10 protein-coding genes and 1 pseudogene are annotated in these 20,453 nt (G+C 66.5%); 4 read left to right on the top strand and 7 right to left on the bottom strand.

Features of this window, described 5'->3' with window-relative positions:
* Positions 1-10: 10 nt before the first annotated feature.
* Positions 11-805, bottom strand: a complete 795-nt coding sequence (locus H7828_RS21030; RefSeq protein ID WP_226783042.1) for a sulfotransferase family protein — start codon at positions 803-805, stop codon at positions 11-13.
* A 299-nt stretch (positions 806-1,104) separates the two neighbouring features.
* Between H7828_RS21030 and H7828_RS21035 the strand changes: the two genes are divergently transcribed.
* Both H7828_RS21035 and H7828_RS21045 read left to right on the top strand, forming a co-directional pair.
* Positions 1,105-2,247 (top strand): GSCFA domain-containing protein, encoded by a 1,143-nt coding sequence (locus tag H7828_RS21035; protein ID WP_226783043.1) that lies wholly within the window; start codon positions 1,105-1,107, stop codon positions 2,245-2,247.
* Between the two features lie 264 nt (positions 2,248-2,511).
* A complete protein-coding gene (locus H7828_RS21045) occupies positions 2,512-9,408 on the top strand; it encodes a hypothetical protein (RefSeq protein WP_281070797.1) in 6,897 nt (2,298 codons plus the stop codon).
* A 127-nt stretch (positions 9,409-9,535) separates the two neighbouring features.
* Here H7828_RS21045 and H7828_RS21050 read toward each other — a convergent pair whose 3' ends face one another.
* Positions 9,536-10,543 (bottom strand): NAD-dependent epimerase/dehydratase family protein, encoded by a 1,008-nt coding sequence (locus H7828_RS21050; RefSeq protein WP_226783044.1) that lies wholly within the window; start codon positions 10,541-10,543, stop codon positions 9,536-9,538.
* A 205-nt stretch (positions 10,544-10,748) separates the two neighbouring features.
* On the opposite strand from H7828_RS21050, the pseudogene H7828_RS23030 reads away from it, so the two are divergent.
* Positions 10,749-10,877, top strand: a pseudogene (locus tag H7828_RS23030) (helix-turn-helix domain-containing protein); the annotation flags it as partial.
* Positions 10,878-11,043: 166 nt separating this feature from the next.
* Here H7828_RS23030 and H7828_RS21060 read toward each other — a convergent pair.
* The 5 genes from H7828_RS21060 to H7828_RS21080 are packed head-to-tail and all read right to left on the bottom strand — an operon-like array spanning position 11,044 to position 19,020.
* Positions 11,044-12,504 carry a hypothetical protein gene (locus H7828_RS21060; protein ID WP_226783046.1) on the bottom strand — a complete coding sequence of 487 codons (1,461 nt, stop codon included), beginning with the start codon at positions 12,502-12,504 and terminating at the stop codon, positions 11,044-11,046.
* Positions 12,501-13,610: a family 8 glycosyl hydrolase gene (locus H7828_RS21065; protein ID WP_226783047.1), complete on the bottom strand. Its 1,110-nt coding sequence runs from the start codon at positions 13,608-13,610 to the stop codon at positions 12,501-12,503. The genes H7828_RS21060 and H7828_RS21065 overlap by 4 nt, the downstream gene beginning before the upstream one ends.
* On the bottom strand, positions 13,607-15,934 hold the full coding sequence (locus H7828_RS22895) for a cellulose biosynthesis cyclic di-GMP-binding regulatory protein BcsB (RefSeq protein WP_281070798.1): 2,328 nt from the start codon (positions 15,932-15,934) through the stop codon (positions 13,607-13,609). Before H7828_RS22895 ends, H7828_RS21065 begins: the two co-directional genes overlap by 4 nt.
* A 2-nt stretch (positions 15,935-15,936) precedes the next feature.
* A complete protein-coding gene (gene bcsA, locus H7828_RS21075) occupies positions 15,937-18,315 on the bottom strand; it encodes a UDP-forming cellulose synthase catalytic subunit (RefSeq protein ID WP_226783048.1) in 2,379 nt (792 codons plus the stop codon).
* A gap of 24 nt (positions 18,316-18,339) precedes the next feature.
* Positions 18,340-19,020: a hypothetical protein gene (locus H7828_RS21080; protein WP_226783049.1), complete on the bottom strand. Its 681-nt coding sequence runs from the start codon at positions 19,018-19,020 to the stop codon at positions 18,340-18,342.
* Between the two features lie 439 nt (positions 19,021-19,459).
* Between H7828_RS21080 and H7828_RS21085 the strand changes: the two genes are divergently transcribed.
* Positions 19,460-20,350, top strand: a complete 891-nt coding sequence (locus tag H7828_RS21085) for a GGDEF domain-containing protein (RefSeq protein ID WP_226783050.1) — start codon at positions 19,460-19,462, stop codon at positions 20,348-20,350.
* Positions 20,351-20,453: the final 103 nt, after the last annotated feature.

The following is a 20,453-nucleotide window of genomic DNA, read 5'->3' on the forward strand; positions in this document are numbered from 1 at the left end:
ACGGGGCGTCTCAGGACGGGGCGTTCCGATGGAAGGTGTCGGCCCATGTCGCGATCTGTTCGTCCGAAATCTTGCGCAGCCCCCGGATGTGCCCCTGGGAAACGGCCTTGTAGGGCTCGATGAACTGGGGGGGCACCTTGCGCGTCTTGCGGGCCGTCACGAAGGCCGCATGCTGGTGCAGGGTCTGCAGGAAGGCCCCGTTCGGCGCCAGCCCGAGAAACGCCGAAAGGGCGGCTGCCGTGCGCACCGGATCGTCGTACATCGTGTCGTAGTCAAGCATCAGGATCTTTTCGCGCATGGGGCGGTCGAGCATCAGGTCATGCAGTGTCTGCATCTGTTCGGCCCAGCTGGCGCAGGCGGCCTCGAACCCCTTGCCCGCAGGCCAGGAGTCGCGCGGCTTGTCGGCGCGCGTCTGCCAGGACAGGGCCACGTCCTTGAGGTTGCGCAGGATGCAGATATACTTGAAATCCGGGTTGGCGGCGATGAAATCCGCCAGGATCGGCAGAAGGTCGGGCACCTTGTCGCCGATGATCTCGGCATCGTCCCACTTTTGCGCGATGGAATCGTAGACGGGTTTCCAGGCCGGGCGCAGGGCAGGATCGAGATTGGTATCATCGGGCCGGAAGTCGAAGAACCGGTCGCGCTCGAAGAAGGCGGGGGAATAGACGTTCTTCCTGAGATACTGGAACTTGAACCGTTCGATCCCGAGACAGACCCGGGGATGGGCATTCAACAGCTCTCCGAGTGCCGTCGTGCCGCTTCTGGCGACACCGGTGACGATAAGATGTTTCTTCTCGCTCGACATGAATTCTTTCCATATTGTGGCACGAAGGCGGATGCCCGGCCCTCACTTCGGTCGACCGGCGGTTTCATGTTGCGGCGCATCTGGCGGAATGGGCCTGTTTTTATCGGTTATGTGCCGCAGTATGCCTGCCTGCGCAACCATTTTACCGACGGGGGCGGGCTCGGTTTTGCCTTGCGAAGCCATGGCAAAACCCGTTTTGTTGCCATAAATGAGGCATGCAGGCGAAAACGTGCCGCCGATGGCCTGTCGGCGCGGCCGTCCGGACGGCGGGGCCCGAAAAACATAGGATCTGACCAAAGATGACTTCTTCCAAGGATGCGCTCGAGACCAGCCGGAACAATCCCCATGGCCGCTGGAGCGGGGGCGAGGGCGCGGCAGAGGATCGCATCGCGGAACGCATCGTCGTGCCGGCCGGGCGGCAAAGCTTCACGGCCCGGCCCGGCGACACCTTCTTCGCCATCGGGTCCTGTTTCGCGCGCAATGTCGAGGAACGGCTGGAAATGGCCGGCGCCACGGTGACCAGCCGCAGGATCGACGTGCGCGACCTGGGCAACGCCTCGGCGCGCGAGGGCGGGGTGTTCAACAAGTACACGCCCCCCTCGATCCTGCAGGAGCTGAAGTGGGCCGCCGGGATCGAAACCTATCCCGATACGGCCCTGCTGGACGTCGGCGGCGGGAACTTCATGGATCCCTATCTTTCGGGAAAGGCCGCGCAGGGCCCGAAATCCGAGATGCTGGCCCGGCGCGCCGAAATCGGCAGGTATTTTGCCCAGGCATTTCAGGCCGACGTGGTGGTCCTGACCCTGGGCCTGATCGAATCCTGGGTCGACCTGAAAACCGGGCTGAGTCTGAACGAGGCGCCGCCGCCCCGCCTGTTGGCGCGCGGGGGCGACCGTTTCGCCTTCGAAGTGCTGAGCCAGGAAGCCTGCGAGGCGGCCCTTGAAGAGATCTGCGCGATCTTCAAGAGCCACGGCAAGCCGGGGCAGAAGATGATCGTGACGGTTTCGCCCGTCCCGCTGGGGCGCACCTTCACGCAGGACGACATCATCGTCGCCAATGTCACCTCGAAGGCGACGTTGCGCGTGGTGGCGCACCGGGTGGCCGAACGGACCGAGGGCATGGATTACTTTCCCAGCTACGAGGCCGTGCTGCATTCCGATCAGAACCTGTCATGGCAACGCGATCGCCGCCACGTCAGCGACGTGGTGGTCGGTCACATCATCCAGACGTTCCTGCGCCGCTACGGAGTATCGGACGCGCCGCTTCCGGACCTGGGCGAAGCCATCGACCGGATGAAAAGCGATCCCTCCTTTCAGAAATGGGCCGCCGAGGCCGACGATACCGAGGCGCTGCTTGCACGTCTGAATGCCGAGGTGAACAAGTACAAGAACATGAGCATCAAGCTTCAGAAAGAGCTCAAGAAGCTTGCTCCCGGCCAGTAGCAGGCCGGCCCCTCCTTTGCACAAAGCGCGATCCGCGCACCCCTTGCCGGGGCCTGCAACCGGGCGGGCAGGGCGTGGCAGATCGGTGACACCTTTGTCGGTTTAATCAAAAGCCCCCTATCCAGGCAGCGGTTTTTTTCCGACGTCTTAATGAATTCGAAGCGAAAAATCGCCCATCAAGGTCCCGGAACCATTGCCTGCTTGCAGGGCAGGCATTTTAAAATTTGTTAGGAATCATCCAAAATGCCAATAACGATTGGCCGCTTGACTGCGGACTCCGACCGGATCACCGGAAACAGCGATGACGAACTGATCGAAGTTCCCTCCAGCAACGCGAACCTTTCCGCGCTGGACATCCTGGAAGGTCGGGGCGGGTTCGATACATTGCTGTTCGAACGCACCAATCCCCTGGGCATCAACGCGGCGAACCTGATCGGCGTCAGCGGGATCGACAACCTTGATTTCCGGGCCACCAGCACCGCTACCGTCACCCTGAGCGATCGCCTGATCCTGCAATCCGACAACGATATCCTGCGCCTGACCTTCGATGCGGACCCGCTTGCCCTCGACATGCGGGATGTCACCCCGGGCACCGGCACCGTCGAACTGTTCGGAACCGGCAGGGTCACGCTCTATGACGCCCCGGCCCAGGCCGTCCGCATCGCGGATGCGGTTGCCGACGGGGGCCATGTCATCGGTGGCACGGGCCGCGACACCCTTGCCGGGGGCAGGGGCGCCGATACCCTGACCGGCAACGACGGCGATGACAGCCTCGTGGGGGGCAACGGGAACGATGTCCTGTCGGGCGGCGGCGACAACGACCGGCTGCTTGGCGGCGCGGGCGCGGACCGGATGAGCGGCGGATCGGGGTACGATGTCCTGACCGGCGGCAGCGGCAGCAACACCGCCAGCGGCGGGGCGCAATCCGACACCTTCGTGGTCAGCGCGGCGGAAAACCTGTCGATCAGCGATTTCGACGCCACCGATCCCTTCGAGCGGATCGACCTGCGCAATGTCGGCGTGTCCGGCTTTTCCGACCTGCGGATCGTTGCCGACGGGGCAGGGGCCCGCGTCAGCGTCGGTGACGTGGTCATCACCCTGAGCGGCGTGGCGCCATCGGCGCTGAGCGCGGCGAACTTCATCTTCGCCGGCGACAAGGTGCAGACCCTGGCCCAGGAACTGAGCAGGGCACCCGATTTCGAATTCAGCGAAGACCGCGACATCTTCGCCGGCACCGGCGGGGACGAGGTGTTCGAGGTGAAGGGCAACTTCGGCAAGCTGACCAACGACGATACCTTCGATGGCGCCGGCGGTGTGGACACCCTGCGCATCTGGGGCGATTCCCGCGCGCTTGCCGAAAACCGTCTGGGCGGCATGTCCGGGATCGAGATCTTCGACCTGAGCGGCGCAACCGACAATGGCGGTCCGCTCGAGGTGCAGGTCACCCAGAACATGGTCGATTCCTCGTCGACGGGGGCGATCACGGTCAGGTTCGGGACCAACGACATCACCATGCTGACGGGATCGGTCGGATCGGCGGAAGAGGTCATCGTCGAGGGAACCGGGGTTGTCCGCCTGCGCGATGTCGACGGGCAGGGGGTCACGATCTCGGACGCCTATGACGGCGTCGTGCTGGGCCAGAACAAGGACGACACGATCATCGGTGGCGCGCGTGACGATTCCATGCGCGGCGCCGATGGCGACGACACGATCATCGGCAATGGTGGCGACGACACGATTGCCGGCGAGGCGGGCAACGACGTGCTGGCAGGTGGCAGCGGCACGAACCACATCACGGGCGGCGCCGGAACGGACACCTTCGTCATCACCGCCGGCGGGTCCACCACCATTGCCGATTTCGCGGGGGCGGCCGCCTTCGAACGCATCGATCTGCGGGCCTTCGAAGGCCTTCGGTTCCGTGACCTGACCATTGAAACCCCGGTTTCGGGGCGCACCCAGGTCACCCTGCCCGACGGGACAACGATCACCCTGCTTGGTGTGGCCGCCGACAGCCTGTCGGCCCGCGACTTCGTTTTCGAAGGCGACGCGGTACCGCAGCAGTTCGTCCTGTCGTCCGGTGCCGACACCATCCAAGGAGGAAACGCCAACGACCTGATCGACCTGATCGGGCAGACCAACCAGCTGGATGCCGGTGTCGACCGGGTCGATGGTGGTGCGGGCATCGACGTTCTGCGCGTCTTCGGTGCCGATCGCGTGCTGGGCGATGTACGACTGGATGCGCTGAACCGGGTCGAGGTGATCGACCTGACCAATGCCACGGGCACCCATGACGTGGCGATCGATGCCGACAACGCCCGCAGTTCGGACACCGGCGCGATCACCCTGCGCTTCGGAGATGCGCCGCTGAACCTCAACACCGGCGGTGTGACCTCGGCACGGCAGGTCGTGCTCGAGGGATCGGGCGCGGTCACGCTGGCGGCGGGAACGCCCGGTCAGATGGTCAGCGTCAGCGATGCCGTGGGTGGCACCGTCACCGCCGGGGTCAGCGCCGCCCACCTTGAAGGTGGTGCGATGGGCGACCGGCTGACCGGCGCCGAAGGGTTCGACACGATCCTGGGCAATGGCGGCAACGACACCCTGGAAGGCGCCGGGGGCAACGACACGATCTTCGGCGGCAGCGGCCGTGACCGCATCACCGGCGGTGCGGGCGAAGACCGGTTGTTCGGGGAATCCGGCAACGACACCCTGAACGGCGGCGATGGATACGACCTGATCTCGGGCGGCGCCGGCAGCAATGTGGTGACCGGCGGCGACCGGGCCGATGCCTTCATCGTCACGCCCGGCGAACAACTCACCATCACCGATTTCGCCATGGGCGACATCTTCGAGCGGATCGATTTGCGCGCCTTTGCGGGCCTGTCCTTCGGCGATCTGAACATCGCCGCAAGGGGCGGCAACGCCGTCGTCGCCCTGCCGGACGGAACGACCATCACCCTGAACAACGTGACGGCTTCCGACCTGGACGCCGGGAAGTTCGTGTTCGACGGGGATCCGCGCGTCCTGTTCGCGGCGGGGCTGAGTGCCGCGTTCGATTTCCAGTTCACGGCAGGCGAGGACAGCTTTGCCGGAACGGCCGCCGACGAGATATTCGACCTGACGGGCCAGTTCTCCAACCTCAGCGGGATGGAGGATACGGCCTCTGGCGCTGTCGACGACGGCATTCTCGACCGGTTCGACGGGGGGGAAGGCATCGACGTGCTGCGCATCAGCGGCGCCGACCGTTCCCTGTCGCCCGACCGGCTGTCGGGGATGAACGGGATCGAGATCATCGACCTGCGCGGTGCCACGCTTGTCAACGAAAGCGCTCTTGCCGTGACGGTGGACGCCGACATGGTCGCGCAGTCGGACAACGGAAAGATCCGCATCCGCCACGGTGAGAACCCGCTGTTCCTGGATACCTCGGATGCGCCCGAAGGCTCGGTCATCACCGAGGGAACGGGTCGGGTGACCCTGCGCGACGTTCCCGGCCAGAGTGTCATCGTCTCGGATCTGGTCGGTGGCGACATCCTCGACGGCAACGACGGCAACCTTCTGGTGGGCGGTGCGATGAACGACCGGTTGAACGGTGCCGATCGCCCCGACACGATCTTCGGCGGGGCCGGTGACGACACGCTGCTGGGCGGCGAGGGCAACGACATCCTGACCGCCGGTGCGGGCAACGACATCCTGAGCGGTGGCGAGGGCAACGACATCCTGATCGCCAATGCCGGGGCAAACCGTCTGAACGGCGGCGCCGGATTCGATCAGTACGTGGTGAAGGATGGCGCCCTTGGCACGGTTCTGACCGACTACAATCCGCGCAACTTCGTCGAACGGATCGACCTGACCGATCTGGACGATCTGCGCAGCATCGATGACGTCACCATGGTGAACGTGGGTTCGGATGTGCGGATCCAGGCGAACGGGCTGGATCTGACCATCCTGAACGTGCAGACCAGCCAGCTGGACGACGGGGATTTCCTGTTCAAGGGCGAAGACCCGCTGCTTTACAATGTCGCCGCCGGAACCAGCGGCTCCGAGTTGCAGCAACTGTTCGACGGTGTTCCTGCCGGGGCGCTTATCCGGATGGCGGCCGGCACCTATTCGATCCGCGAAACCCTGGTCATCAACCGCAGCGACATCACCGTCGAGGGGGCCGGAGAGGGGCAGACGATTCTGCGCTCGGACATTCCCAGGACGAATCCGGGGCCGACCATCCTGGTAACCCCCGATGACCTTCAGGTGCGTTACGGGACGGCCGCCAGCGATGTGCCCGAAGGCAGCAGGACGGTTCTGCTGCCCGATGTCGAGGCCCTGCGCCTGGCCAACCCCGACCAGGAATTCGACGATTTCGAGGTTGGCGATCTGGTGTTCCTGTTCCAGGCCAACGACGAGGAATACCTCATCGAATCCGGCAACCTGAACAATCCCGACCGGGCCGACTGGCGCCAGCCCACGGCCGAAACCGAACTGGAGGCCGAGCGGTACTACCTGCGCGAATTCCGTTCGCGGATCGAATCCATCGACGAGAACGGCGTGGCCACCCTGGCAGAGGCTTCGCCCTACAGCTTCGCGGCTGGGGTGGCGAACATCGCCAAGAACACCTTCCTCGAGAACGTGAACCTTTCGGGCTTCACCATCCAGGGCAATTTTGACGATGATGCAGGCGGTGCGCCCGACCCCTTCCTCTTTGAAACCACGATCGAGGAATGGGAATCCATCGCGGCGCTGGAATTCGACGGTGTCCGCGACAGCGACCTGAGCAACATCACGATCACCGATCCCGCGGCCCATGCCTTCAAATGGCAGCGTGCCCATGAAACGACGGCAGAGAACCTCACCGCGGTCGGCGCCCACAACAAGGACGGTTCGTCCGGCTATCACTTCTTCTTCCAGGAAAGCTTCGCGAACACGCTGACCAACCTGTCCAGCACGGATGCACGTCACGCCATACTGTTCTCAAGCGAGAATGCCGAACACTTCAACACCATCGGCCTGAGCTTCACGAACCGCGACATCAACTTCCACGGCAGCGCCGACGACGAGAACACCATCGTCGTGGATCGCAACGAACAGGATTACCCCGCCGGATCGCAGCCCCAGTGGAAGGCGGTGAACCCCGGGGTGCAGGGCCTGCATCCCAAGGAAACCATCGAAGAGAACGACGTGACCTTCCGCTTCGCGCGCACCAGCGATGAATCGGATATCGTCGTGGCCCATGTGGACGGCGGCAACATCGGGTTGCGCGACGGCAGCGACCTGGGCATCGGGCAGGGCGGCAACGACACCCTGAGCGGTGATGCCGGCAACGACACCCTGCAGGGCAACGGCGGCGACGACATCCTCGAGGGCGGCGACGGCAAGGACGAGTTGTACGGCGGAGCGGGCAACGACCTGTTGCGCGGGGGCGATGACAACGACCTGCTGCGCGGCGGCGATGGCAACGACACGCTCAGCGGCGGGGCCAATGGCGACAACCTGTTCGGCGGAGCGGGGCAGGATACCTTCCTGCGAACCTATTTCGACTTCACCGACACCTACCTCGATTTCGAGGCCGGAGCGGGCGGCGACATCATGGATATCCGCGGGTCGGCCTATGGCCGGTTCTCGGAGCTGTTCCTGGAGCAGCGCGGCGATGATGTGGTGCTGGAATTCGGGCCGACAGGTTCGACCACGTTCCGCAACACCAGGGTGGCCGATCTTGTGGCCGCGAACTTCGTGTTCAATGGGGACAACACGCCGGGTCAGTCGATCACCCTGAAGGCCACCGAAATGAAGGCGGTGGGCACGAACCGGTCCGACGACTTCTTCGCAAGCCGCGCCCATATGGACAGCAACACCTTCGCCATCCTGGGCGGGAAGGGCTATGATCGGATAACGGTCGCGCAATCCAGCCTGAACGCCGACCTGGGCGCGACGGGCGCCTATTCCGGGATCGAGGAATTCGATCTGTCGGGGGTGGGCACCCTGGGGCTGACGATCGATAACAAGCTGGTATCGCAGTCCAACAGCGGCAAGCTCTATCTGGCGATCGGCGATGAAGGCACGCCGGTCCTGCTGGATGTCGGGCCGCTGGGCCGTGGCAAGAACGTGTTCATCGACGGCGCACGCGAAGTCCGCCTGACGGGCGGGCGCGAACATACCGTCAAGTCGGCCGATGATACCGGAACCAATATCGTCGGGGACGACCTGCGCGATATCATCTTCGGCGGGCGCGCCGGGGATTCGCTGCGCGGCGGGGATGGCAACGACAACCTGTTCGGCTCGGCCGGCGACGATACGCTGCGCGGTGAAGGCGGGAACGACACGATCAACGGCGGCCCCGGCTCGGATACCATCTATATCGACGATCTCGGGGATCGCGTGGCGGAAAGCAACCGCTGGGAGGGGACCGATACGGTGATCTCCTCGGTCGATTTCCGCATGGGCCGGGCGCATATCGAGAACCTGGAGCTGACCGGGGATGCCCGGCTTGGGGCCGGGAACGGATTGCGCAACATCATCACCGGCAATGACGGCGACAATATCCTGGATGGCGGCAAGAACGTGGATACGCTGATCGGGGGTGCAGGGGACGACATCTATCTTCTGCGTGCGCCGGGCGACAATGCCGTCGAAGAGGCCGACGGGGGAATCGATACCGTGCGGGCCTTCCGCTCGATCGAACTGGATGCCAATGTCGAGAACCTCTATATCCAGACCCTGCGCAACGCCGCCGGCGAAGGTGTGCCCGGGGTCAACGGGATCGGGAACAATCTGGACAACATCATCGTCGGCAACCCCTTCGACAACGTCATCGTCGGCCGCGAAGGCAACGATACGCTGCGTGGACAGGCCGGCGCGGATACCTTCGTGTTCGACCGTGCCCTGGGGGCCGACAACGTGGACCGGATACTCGACTTCAACAGGAACGAAGCCGATGAAGGCGATACCCTGCGCATGAGCCAGGATGTCTTTGCCGGCGTGACGAAGGGGCAACTGGACCAGGATCTGTTCGTCGAGGGCAGGGCAGCTGTCGATGCCAATGACCGCTTCATCTTCGATCAGGCCTCGGGGCAACTCTGGTTCGACGGCAATGGAAATGCAGCCGGAGGCCAGGAGCTGATCGCGATCTTCGAACAGGACGCGACCGTGTCGGCAAGCGATATCTTCATCGTCTAGGGCCTTCGGGCGCCGCCCCGGGGCCAGGTGACGGCAAATGCACGATCGCGCGAAAGGGCGGACCGTGCATTTGCCGCCAACCCCGATCCCGCGCGCCCGGAGCCTGCCTTGGAACGCGGTGCGGCGGTCAGACTTCGAAGTAGTCGCGGTACCAGGCGACGAAAGCCGCGACCCCGACCGGCAAGGGGGTTCTGGGAAGGGGCCCGATCAGGGCCTCGATCAGGTCGGTGCTGGCCCATGTGGCAGGTACATCGCCCGGCTGCATGGGCATCATCGTCTTGCGTGCCGATTGCCCCAGCGCGGCTTCGATCGCCTCGACGAAGGCCATGAGCTCTACCGGGCGGCCGTTGCCGATGTTCACGACCCGCCAGGGGGCGACGGATGACAGGCTGTCGGTATCGCCCCGGTGGGTGGCGGGGGCCGGCACGGCATCGATCAGGCGCAGGATGCCATCCACAAGATCGTCGACATAGGTGAAATCGCGCTGCATCCGGCCGTGATTGTAGATCTCGATCGGCTCATTGCGCAGAATGGCCCGGACGAATTTGAACAGGGCCATGTCCGGGCGGCCCCAGGGGCCATAGACGGTGAAGAACCGGAAGGCCGTTGTCGGTATACCATAGAGATGGGCATAGGAATGGCTCATCACCTCGCAGGATTTCTTGGTCGCCGCATAGAAGGACATCTGCCTGTCGGTCTTGTCGGTCTCGCGATAGGGCATGGTGGTGTTTGCCCCGTAGACCGACGAGGTCGAGGCGAAGAGCAGATGTTTCGGGGGATGCGCGCGGGCCGCTTCAAGAAGCCGGTAGGTTCCGGCAATGTTGCTGTCGAGATAATCCTGCGGGGCGTCGATCGAATGCCGCACCCCCGCCTGTGCCGCCAGATGGATCACGACATCGGGGCGATCCGCGGCCAGCACATCCTGCATCACCCCGGGGGTCTCGATATGGGCGTCGATCGCGCGAAACCCCGGCAACGCGGTCAGCCGGCTTTTGCGGGCGGTCTTCAGGGCCACGTCGTAGTAATCGGTCATGGCATCCACGCCGGTCACCTGCCATCCCTCGGACAGCAGCCTGTGGCAAAGATGGTATCCGATGAAGCCGGAAGATCCGGTAACGACTGCGCTGGATGGCATGGGCTCGCCCTGAGTTTCGGCCCTTGGTATTTCAGATGCCCGGATGGCGCAATCATTCTGGGGGTGACGCCCGGGGCAAATGCCCGGCCGACACAAAATTCAACATAACCCTGATTATTAAGGATGTATTAACCCCGGGGTGCGCGCTACCGTGAAGTGCGACTCCTATCAGAAACCAATGGGTTATCTGATAGGAGCTCATGGCATGGGAGCCGTTTACACGCAACTATCACTGAAAGAACGTCGCAAGATCGAGGACTGGTGGCACGCAAGGGTGCCTGTCAGAGAGATGGCACGCGTCTTGAACCGCCACAAATCGACGATCTTTCGCGAAAAGATGATGGAAGAGATGGCCCGATCACCCTCCCCTCAGAAGCAATAGGAGTCGCACTTCAGGTATCGCTCACACGGCCCGCAGGGCGCCGGCACGTTCCCGGCCCGGGGGGCATGGGGGCATTTTGCCCCCTGCCCGTCCGGTCCGTTGCCCAGGCCGCCGGGGGTCAGCGGGCGGCGTTCAGGGCGGTGCGGGTTTCGGTGGTGGCCAGCACGTCGTGCAGCCGCTGGAACTCGGCCCGGGCCTTTTCCTTTTCCCCCAGCCGCAGGTAGGCATAACCGCGCAGCATCGCCAGGTCGCGGCGCAGGTTGCCTTCAAGCTGTTCGAGGGCGTTGAAGTAATCGACGGCCCGCTGGTTGTCGTTGGCGTTGAAGGCCTCGACGCCGCGCTGGTCCAGGATGATCGCCTCGACGTTGCGGCGCTGTTCGTCGGTCAGGTCGGTGGCGGCGGCAACGCGGGCGGCATCGTCGGTCATCGTCCGCTTGAGAAGCGACAGCGCCATGCCGAAGCGTGCATCGCGCCTGACCGTGGCACCCAGCCCGCCCTCGGCCACCGCCGAGAACAGCGCCAGGGCCTCCAGCGGACGTTCCATGTTGTAGGCGCACCAGGCCCGTTCATAGGCCAGGTCCAGCGAGCGGGGCCGCGCCGAACGGGCCAGGCAATCGCGGAAGGCCCCCGACTTGGCGGCGCTGCGGGTGGCGCCCAGCCGGCCATCGCCCGAGCGGGGCAGCGACGACAGCGCCGGGGCCGTCACCACGGGAGCGGCAGGGGCCGCGACGGGTGCGGGCACCGGTGCGGATGCACTCGGCGCCGGGGCCGGGGTGCGCGGGGTGGCCGCCGGTTTCGGGGCGGGTGCCGGGGCCGGGGTGGCGGCGGGCGCGACCGGGGGTTGCGGCGCGCTGCCGCGTCCGCGCCCGGCCAGCAGGCGCTGACCCAGGCCATCGAAGGTGGCGGCGTGGTTGGGGAACCGCTGCCTGGCGACACTCACCAGGCTCAGAAGCTCGTTGTCGCTGGTGACGGCCTCGGCCTTTTCGATGGTGGCCACCAGGTCGGGGATGGTGGTGCAGGCATTCACGATCTGGCGATAGGTGGCCAGGGCGCGTGCCGGGCTGCCCGCCGAGGTCTGCAGTTCGGCCAGGTTCCAGGCGTTGTTGATCCGGTCGCAGCGGAACAGCGCCGGGGTCTGGGCCCCGGTGCGGGTGGCGGCGGCCACGTCGCGCCCGTTCACCGCGCGGTCGAAGGTCACCTGGGCCTCGGCCAGTTCGATGGCGCGCGCCAGGTCCGAGGGCATCTGCCAGCCGGGATAGCGGGCCTTTGTCTGTTGCACCACCCGGCGCATGCCCTCGATGTCGCCGCGCCCGATGCGGGCATAGATGTCGGCGATCTCGGTGGTCGGGCCGCTCTGGGCGCGGTTCAGCTCGCTCAGGTCGGCGGGCGGGGTCCAGCCGGGGAACTGCGCCTTCAGGCGGCGGATCTCGGCCTGGATCGCGGCGGTTTCATCCTTCTGGATGTAGAACCGCAGGGCGCGCAGGTCTTCGGAGCCGGGCACGGCCTGGGCCAGCGCGGGCCCCGAGAGGGGCAGCAGGGCCAGAACACAGATGGTGGCAAGGGAACGGAAGGGTTTCATAGGGGCACACACTCCGGGGCGGCGGTGATCTGGGCGATCAGGGCCATCAGGTGAAGGGTTGCGGGATAATAGGCCTGGTCCTGCGTGCGGTAGCGCGCGATCGCGCTGCCCCGCCGGTCACCGACGGCACAGTCCACCACGCCGGCCACGGCACCGTATCCCACGTGGCGGCTGGTTTCGATCACGTCGCCCGAGGCGCGGGCGAAGACGGTCACATGGTTTCCCGCGCTGGCCTGGCCGCTGTTTTCGGCACGCCGATAGGCCTGGGCCTGGCGCATCAGCGCCGGATGGGCGGTATTGCCCGACCATAGCAGGAACAGCGGCACGCGGATCGCCTCGTATCCGTTGCGGTCTTCGCGCCCCTCGGGAATGGCGGTGCCGGAGGGGCCGATGGCGATCCAGTCGGGGATCAGCCCGTCGCGCGCCAGATCGGCCATCAGGGTTTCGCCATCCGCGGCACAGACCGCCAGGTCGCGGGTGCCGGTGGCGCGGGCCACTTCGCGCATGGCGCGGGGCATGTAATAGGAGGGGTTGATCACCAGGCTGTCGCCCTGCACGAAGCCCTGGGCCGCGGGCAGGAACAAGAGCCGCCCCGATCCGTCGGGGGCGGGACGCACGCAGGTGGCCACCAGGTCGCGGGCGATGGCGCCGGCCCGGTCGATCAGCGCCGGGGCCCCGTCGCGCGTGCCCCGCAGCACCAGCCCCCAGGCATAGAACAGATCGCCGTCGCTGGCGTTGTTGCGGTCGGGCACGGCCTGGCTGCCCTGGGGAAGCCAGCGCCAGGCCAGAAGGGCATCGCCCCGGATCGCCAGGTTCGCCTCGGTCCAGGCGAAGATGGAATCAAAGGCCGCATCGTCGCCGAAAAGCGCCGCCAGAAGCAGGCCATAGCCCTGGCTTTCGGAATGGCTGGCGCCCTTCTGCAGGCTGTCGACCACCCTTCCGTCATCGGTCAGATAGGCCGCCTTCCAGGCCGCCCAGGGCGCGGCCAGCGGGTTGTCTTCTTCGGCCAGGAAGGGGTTGAACCCGTCGCGCGCCAGCGCGGCGAAGGGAAGGGCGGCCCCCAGGGCGGCAGCCCCCAGGCGGCTCAGGGCGGTACGTCTGTTCATCGTTTGCGCCGTCCTCTGGTGGTTACGACAAAGATCAGCGCCAGTGCGACCGACAGCAGCGTCAGCCCGAACAGCGCCAATCCGAAATAAAGCGGCGACCACGAGGCATAGTTGCCCGCGACATCGCGGAAGTTGGCCAGGGTCAGCCCCTCGAACAGGCGCGGCGGATCGTTCCGGTCGTGCCAGCTTTCCCAGGTGCCCTCGGAGGTGAGAAGGGCCACCCGTCCGACAGGGCCATGGGCCGAAAGCCGCGCCTGGGCCAAAAGGATGCTGGTGCGCTGGGGGTCGGCCCCGGCGCCCAGCACCAGCCACAGGTCCTGCGCGGCCTCGGCATCGGGCAAGAGAACGACGGCCTCGCCCCGGCGTGCGGCCAGCCAGTCGGCCAGGGGCGGATCGCCGGGCAGGGCCAACTGGCGCAGGCGGTCTGCCACGTCCTCGAGCAGGCCAAGCAGGGCGCCGGGGGCATCCTCGCCCGGGGTATCGGCATCCGCCGCCGGGGGTGTTGCCGTATCGGCGCCGGTTTCGGCCTCGGCGGGGGGGGACAGCACCCGGTCCAGGTCGCGGCGGGAAATGCCCAGCCCGCCTAGGGGGATCCCGGGCGCCGACAGGTCGGCCACGGTCAGGCTGGCGCCTTCAAGGCGGGTCGTCTCGGCGATCGGGCGCAGGGTCGAGCCGAGAACGGCCAGGGTGTCGGGCACGATGGGCGCGGTCGGGGCCTCGAAGCTGGCCGGCACGATCTGGTCGGGGCGCAGCGCGCGCAGCACCGCCGCCATTCCGGGCACCGCCATGCGCGGGCTGGGCGCCACCTCGAGCGTCGAGGCGCTGTCGATGCGCAGCAGCGGCGCGACGATCGGCGGACAGGGCAGATCCGGCGGATCGCCCGGCACGATGGCCACGAAGGTCAGGGCATTCACCCCCGGATGCAGCAGCCGCGCGGGAAAGCCCACATCCAGAAGCGGGCGCGCCTCGTTGGCGCCACGGTCCAGCGGCAGAAGCCGCACGGTGGTGTCGTTCACCTTGACCAGCATCAGCGCCCCTTCGGGCAACCCGTCGGCGAAATCATAGGCCAGCCGCAACAGCGCCTTCTGCGAGGCCAGCACCAGCCAGTCGTCGGGCAGGCGGAATTCGACCGGCAGTTCGGCATAGCGGTTGAAGGTCAGAAGTTCGTCCTGGATCAGCCCGGCCAGCGGGGTCGTCGTGCCGGGGGTCAGCAGGGCATTGCCCCGCACCGGGGTGGGCAGGGGCAACAGGCCGGTGAAATCGGGAAGCTGGCCATCGGCACCGGTGGACAGCACCAGCACCAGCGCACCGTCGGCCCCGCGCCGCACCTCGGCCAGGGGGGCGCCGCTGCGCAGCACGGTGATGCGCGCATGTTGCGGGCCGGCCTCCTGCACGCCGTAGACGGGTTCCGGGCGCAGGATCACCGGCGCGCCATCGCGCAGGGCGGCCAGGCGGGCGGGAAAGCCGTTCAGAAGCTCGGCATCGGCGGGGTTTTCCAGGCGCACCGGCAGGCTGCCCTCCATGGCCAGCTGCGCGCGCAGGGCCAGGGCCAGGTCGACGGGATCGGTCGCCAGGTCGCCGGCGGTCATCGCGGCGCCGCTGGTGTTGGTGTCGATCTCGGTCCAGACGGCGAAGGTGGCATCGGGGCCACAGAAGATGCGGTGGGCGTGGCGCACGGCAATCTCGATCCGGTTGCGCCCGCCCTGCAGCAGGGTGCCGGGAAGGGTGATCGGCTCGAAGCCCTCGAAGGCGGTCGGGCGCACCGGGTCAAGCGGGATGCCGTTGACGGTGATGCGCAGCTCCGACTGTTCGGGCAGCACGTTGATGGCGATGCGGTAGGAGATCACCAGGTCGCGGGCGATGCTGCCCTCCGGCAGGTCGACGAAAAAGCCCGCCTCCTGCACCTCGCCCGACAGGCGGGTGATGCCGTCCATGGTGGGGCGGTCGGCGCGCAGGGGCAGAAGCAGGGTCGCGACGGGGGCGGGGGGCGCCACGGGGGGGGCGCCCGCCCCGGGCGCCGGTGCCCCGGCGGGGGAGCCGGTGGCGCCACGGTCGTATTGCGGCAGGGTCAGTTCGTCTTCGGGCACCGGTTCGGCCCCGGTAACGCCGGGGGTTTCGGGCAGGGCGACGGGAATGTCCGGCGCCGGTGCCTCGGGGACAGGGGCCTCGGGGGCGGCGGGTGCCGGAATGGGTTCGTCCAGGATCGGCCCCAGATCGATCACCGGCACATCCTCGGGGGGGGTCTGCCCCTGCTGGGCCTGTCCCGGCAGGGCAAGGCCGGCCCCGAGCATCAGGGCCAGGAGGGCGAAAGCGAAACGCGGCATCGTCAATTCCCCGCCTGCGGGCCCGCGGGTGCGGGGCCTGTGCCGCCGCGCGGGGGCGGGGCGGTGGTGTCGAACCGGGCGATCTGGGCATCGCGGGCGATGGTGTCGAGGTCGACCCCGAAGGCCAGCAGGTGGACCGGCTTGGATGCGGTTTCGGGCGCGGTGCGCAGGGCGGCGCGCCGTCCCGGTTCGCGCGCGAGGTCGGCGATCAGCGCCGGGAAGCCGCTGATGAACAGCCACAGGGCATAGCCGAACCCGGCCAGCATGCCCTTGCGCCCGGAACTGGCCGCGCGCACCCGGCGCCAGCTTTCGCTTTCCCCGAAGATCAGCAACGCGACGGTCTGCTGGGCGGCCGTGTCCTGCTCGGCCTCGTGCAGAAGGTGCAGCATGTGGCCTTCCGGGGTGGTGCGCACGTTCATCACCCGGGCCAGGATCGGGGCGGCCAGGTGCTGGGTTTCGGTGAAATGCGGGCAGAAGTAGATGTTCCTGTCCTTCAGCTGGCTGACCACGGTCGCGCCGGGCGTGCCGTTGGCCACCAGAAGGCGCACACCGCTGGTCGAGGCATTGACGATCCTGACCTCCAGTTCGTCCTGGGGTTCGGGGCCGATCCACATGGTGGCGGGCATGTCGGTGGCCACGCGGGGCGCGGCGCGGCGCTGCTGTTTCTCGGCCACGGCACGATAGGCGATCGAGACCAGCAGGAAATTGAAGATCCCCCAGCCGCCGACGACCGCCAGCACCGACCTGTCGCCGGGAAAGGCGACCCAGCGGATGCCAAGGGCGATCAGCCCCGCCAGCATGGCGATCCAGAGGATGGTCAGGGGCCAGTGGATGGGCGAGATATAGTCCTGCTCGAGGGTTTCGTCCTTGGCCGTCACGTTGAACTTGGCCCCGCGCGGGCGCAGGATCGTCTTGAGCACCGCGCGCGCCAGGTAGGGCGCCTGGGCCACCTCGTAGATTTCCGAGATCAGCGGCCATCGCACCCGGGCATAAAGCGCGTTCTGCACCAGGAAGGACACCGCCAGGTAGGTCAGCATGTAGGCCATGACATCGGGGAAGGTGGCGACGAAGATTTCCACCCCGAAGAACAGGTAGACCAGCGGCACCAGCAGATAGGTCAGCCGGATCAGCGGAAAGAGCCAGAAGCTCATGGAGTTGATGTAGCAGAACCGCTGCGGAATCCGCAGGCCGCGCCGGAACAGCGGGTTCTTCAGCAGCAGCATCTGCATCATGCCGGTGGCCCACCGCCCGCGCTGTTCGATGAAGGAGGCGAAGGTTTCCGGCTGCAACCCGGCGATCATCGCCCGGTCGAGATAGAGGCTCTTCCAGCCCTGGGAATGGATTTCCAGCGCGGTTTCGGCGTCTTCGGTGATGGTTTCCCCGGCAAAGCCGCCCACGCTGTCCAGCGCGGCGCGCCGCAGCACGGCGGCCGAGCCGCAGAAGAAGGCCCCGCCCCAGCGGTCCAGCCCGCGGTGGATGCGCGAATAGAACATCTCGTTCTCCGGCGGGCAGTCGGCGCGCAGCTTCAGGTTCCGCTGGATCGGATCGGGGTTGATGAAGAAGTGCGGCGTCTGCACCAGGAACAGCTTCGGATCGTCGGCGAAATAATTCACCGTGCGGGCCAGAAAATCGCGCGACGGCACGTGGTCGGCGTCGAAGACCACCACCAGGTCGCCGGTCAGATCCTCCATCGCGGCCGACATGTTGCCGGCCTTGGCGTTTTCGTTCCTGGCGCGGGTGGAATATTTCACCCCCAGTTCGGCGCAGAGCTTCTGCAGGTCGGCCCGCCGCTTGCGCGCGGCGGCGGCCAGCTCGGCATCGTCGGAATTGCACCGCTGATCGGTGCCCCCGTCATCGCACAGAACCACCGTGCGCTTGTCGGTGGGATAGATCATGTTGCGCGCCGCGGTGAGCGTGATGCTCAGCATCTCGATCGGCTCGTTGTAGGAGGGCACGAGGATATCGACCGTGGGCAGCTTGTCGGGTGTCACCTGGGGGGGAAAGGGCCGGTCGGTGGGGTCGGCGTTGATGAAGGCGTTCAGCATGAACACCAGGATCGAATAGGTTTCCACCACGAACAGCAGCACCGCCACCAGGAAGGCGACCGAGACCGAGGGATCGGGGATCGTTTCCAGCAGCCGCCACAGCCAGTAGCGCATGACGATCACCGTCGCCGTGGCCAGCAGTACGAAGCGCGGGATCATCGCACCGGTGAAGGGTTTCAGAAGCGCCACGGCAATCACCGCGACAATCCCGAGAAAGGCCTGCCCACCTGTCGAGGTGGGCACGCTGACCAGGATGACGATGGGAATGCAGCTCAGCGCCCAGAGCGCGAAGACCGGACGGTTTCGGGTTCCGCCTTTGGAGGCAAGGAAGGTCATGGCGCTTGGGTCATCTTTCCATGGCTATTGCGGAGGGGCCGCAAGCGGTGACAGGATACGGCTGCCGGTTGCCGTGCCCAGTCGGACCTGGGTGTCGCGGATCGGGGCCAGCGCCTGTTCGATGCTGCCGTCCACGCAGTTGCGCAGGAACACCTCAAGCGACCTCGTGCCGCGCGGCAGGCTGCGCGCGCCGCTTTCCAGCCGGCGCAGGGCCAGCACGCAGTTGGTCGAGGCACCGCTGCGCCATTCCTGCCAGACATAGCTGCCCAGGGAATCCTCGGCCGTGCGCAGGTTGCGGTCGTCCAGGGTGCGGAAGGGCGCGGGCACGCCGCCCGCCCGTTCGACCACCCCGGCAAGATCGAACCGCCCGCCGATGCCGCCGCCATGGGCGCGCAGCCAGAGGAAGTTGTCGCCTTCAAGAGAGGTGGCGTTTTCCAGGCCGATGATCTGTTCGCCGCTGCCTGCGCCGGTGCGCTGGATCACGGTCTGCGCGGCGGGGGCGGTTGTCCACATCTGGTTCAGGCGGGTGACGCTGAACTGCGGGCTGGGGCGGGCCTCGCCCAGGTCCAGCCCGCCGAGGCCGAAATCGTCCAGGGTGGGAACGGCGGCACAGGCCGCCAGGGCCAGGGTTGCGGTCAGGGCAGCCCGACGCAGGGCCGGGCCCGCCATGGCGGACAGGGCGCAACGCATTGCGGCACACATCATCATTTCTCCCCTTCACGCGTGGAGACTATAGTATGGTCAGTTGGATCCGACGCTGCTCATTGCCGATCTCCGGTCCCGCTGAAGCGGGCTTCTCGTGACATCGGCGCATTTACCTTTACGGAACATCGGGGGATTTTCCAGCCCGCAATTCGAAAACGCCCGCATCCTGTGGTAATTTCCGAACGGGTCGGGGTTTTGCGCCACAGATCGCCTCAATAGCAGATCGCACCAATTACAGATCGCATCAATTGCGGCGTAAAGATGGTCAAAGCCCGGAAGGCTGCCCTGATTTGCGCCACAAGATGTCCCGCTCCGGCCACAGGCCCTGCCGAATTGCGCCACGATGGCATGGTTAACATTCTTTCACGGCCCGTAGCATCGGTTGTTCATGGGCCCCCTGTCGGAGAACCGGCGGGCCCGGAAGACAGGATGGCGACCCATGACCCAGATGACACTTGCACAGCCGAAGATGCGCACCCCTGCCGACCACGGGATCACCGCGCGGATCGCGGACATGGCGCATCTGGTGCAGGGGCCGCGCGCACGCCTGTTCCTTGTCCTGATCGCGGTGACGGTCCTGCCGCTGCTGGGCAGCGTCGCCTGGCTTCTGGCGGGCGCGGGCACCGGAACGATCGACCCGATCCCCTATACCGTCGCTGTCGGCCTTGTCGGGCTGACCTGGCTGATCTGCGCCAACCACAACATGGACATGCGTGCGGGCCGCGGTGCCGCCCTGCACCGGACCCGCCACCTGGAAGCCGCCCTGAACGCGGCCGAAGCCCGTCTTGCGGACATGGCCGGACAATGCGCCGACCTGGAACGCCAGCTGAACCTCGACCCGCTGACCGGTGTGAACAACCGCCGCGGGCTGGAAGCCGCCTTCGACGCCCATGGCGCGGGCACGGTGATGGCGCTGCTGGACATCGACCATTTCAAGAAGATCAACGACACCTACGGCCATGCCGTCGGCGACCGGGTGCTGAAGGATTTCGCCCGCCTGCTGCGGGTGCGCCTGAACGATGCGCTGCCGGTCTACCGGGTGGGCGGCGAGGAATTCGTGGTCTTCTTCCCCGAGGCCGAGCTGGAAACCGTGGCGGCCTTCTTCGACAAGTTCCGCCGCGATCTGCAACTGGACACCTTCACCCGCACCACCGACCGCGTGCCGGTGTCCTTCTCGGCCGGGCTGGCCCTGCGCAATCACGCGGGCCTGGGCTTCAGCGAGATGTTCAAGCTGGCCGACGACCGCCTTTACGCCGCCAAGACGGCAGGGCGCGCACGCACCGTCTTTGCCGAGGACGCCCCCGAAGAGATCCACGCCCTGGCAAGCTGACGACGACCGGCGCGGCGGGCCGGGGGCAAGCGCCCCCTTCCCCGCCCCCGACAGCCAGGCAAACGGTCAGGCGGAACCGCCGCAATCCGGTTTCGGGCCTCTT

The organism is Oceaniglobus trochenteri (assembly GCF_020529025.1).
Lineage (GTDB): Bacteria > Pseudomonadota > Alphaproteobacteria > Rhodobacterales > Rhodobacteraceae > Oceaniglobus > Oceaniglobus trochenteri.

What these genes read in the sequence shown, in the direction of transcription:
- H7828_RS21085 (WP_226783050.1), top strand. Translation starts at nt 19,460, where the DNA reads ATGACCCAGATGACACTTGCACAGCCGAAGATGCGCACCCCTGCCGAC.
- H7828_RS21065 (WP_226783047.1), bottom strand. Translation starts at nt 13,610, where the DNA reads ATGAACAGACGTACCGCCCTGAGCCGCCTGGGGGCTGCCGCCCTGGGG.
- H7828_RS22895 (WP_281070798.1), bottom strand. Translation starts at nt 15,934, where the DNA reads ATGCCGCGTTTCGCTTTCGCCCTCCTGGCCCTGATGCTCGGGGCCGGC.
- H7828_RS21080 (WP_226783049.1), bottom strand. Translation starts at nt 19,020, where the DNA reads ATGATGTGTGCCGCAATGCGTTGCGCCCTGTCCGCCATGGCGGGCCCG.
- H7828_RS21050 (WP_226783044.1), bottom strand. Translation starts at nt 10,543, where the DNA reads ATGCCATCCAGCGCAGTCGTTACCGGATCTTCCGGCTTCATCGGATAC.
- bcsA (WP_226783048.1), bottom strand. Translation starts at nt 18,315, where the DNA reads ATGACCTTCCTTGCCTCCAAAGGCGGAACCCGAAACCGTCCGGTCTTC.
- H7828_RS21035 (WP_226783043.1), top strand. Translation starts at nt 1,105, where the DNA reads ATGACTTCTTCCAAGGATGCGCTCGAGACCAGCCGGAACAATCCCCAT.
- H7828_RS21030 (WP_226783042.1), bottom strand. Translation starts at nt 805, where the DNA reads ATGTCGAGCGAGAAGAAACATCTTATCGTCACCGGTGTCGCCAGAAGC.
- H7828_RS21060 (WP_226783046.1), bottom strand. Translation starts at nt 12,504, where the DNA reads ATGAAACCCTTCCGTTCCCTTGCCACCATCTGTGTTCTGGCCCTGCTG.